Raw genomic sequence first — 241 nt, forward strand, 5'->3', positions numbered from 1 at the left:
CTTCTGGGGAAGCCCGCTCAAGGAAGCGAGGTCCTGGAGGAGGCCCTTGAGCTAGCGGGGGAGGGGGCCCGGAGGGGAGCGGCCCTGGCGGAGATGGCCCTCTGCCACCTGGCCCTGGGACGGAAGAGGCTGGCGAGGCGGGCCGCCGGGGAGGCCCTGGAGCTTCTGGACACCCACGCCCCGGCCCGCGCCCGGGTGCTGGTGGCCCTGGCGGAGCTCTCCCGCCGGGAGGGGACGGAGG

1 pseudogene is annotated in these 241 nt (G+C 76.3%); it reads left to right on the forward strand.

What is annotated here, in order from left to right:
* Positions 1 to 241 (forward strand): annotated as a pseudogene (locus tag ACYQ0J_RS00560) (tetratricopeptide repeat protein); the annotation flags it as partial.

The sequence above is a fragment of the Thermus sp. FJN-A genome, assembly GCF_054655095.1.